Below are 460 nucleotides of genomic sequence, written 5' to 3' on the forward strand. Positions count from 1 at the left end.
GCATGTAGGCATGGCTGTCGATGATGCCGGTCGACGGCGAGAGCAGCGCTGCGTCGCAGGCGAGCGCCGGCTCCAGCGCGCGTGCAGCTTCGCCCGCGAGCAGTTGCATGTCGAGCACCCCATTGGCCTCGGCATGCGCCTTGATCGATTGCAGCTTCTCGGTCTCTTTCGGGTTGGTCGCGACGATCAGCTTGCCGCAATTCCTGTGCGGGATGCCGCGCTCGCCGCAGTAGCGGTACAGCGCGTGCTTGCCGTCGACGCACATGCGCGCCATCCAGCTTCCGGCGCGGTAGTAGATGCCGGCATGAATCACCTCGCTGTTGCGCGAGGAGGTGATGGTGCCGATGGCCTCCGCCTCCTCGAGCACGATCACCTCGCGCCCGGCCTGGGCGAGCTTTCGAGCCACCGCGAGCCCGACCACGCCGGCTCCGATGACGACGCAGTCGACCCTATCCATGGT

At 67.0% G+C, this 460-nt stretch carries 1 protein-coding gene; it reads right to left on the bottom strand.

The genetic code is table 11. The features are described 5' to 3' along the window. Nucleotides 1–421 (bottom strand): NAD(P)/FAD-dependent oxidoreductase (locus QC029_RS31340; RefSeq protein WP_279559091.1); only part of this gene is annotated, 421 nt, incomplete at its 3' end. Between the last annotated feature and the right edge of the window lie 39 nt (nucleotides 422–460).

The sequence above is a fragment of the Streptomyces sp. DH37 genome, assembly GCF_029813835.1.
In the GTDB taxonomy this organism is placed as follows: Bacteria; Actinomycetota; Actinomycetes; order Streptomycetales; family Streptomycetaceae; genus Streptomyces.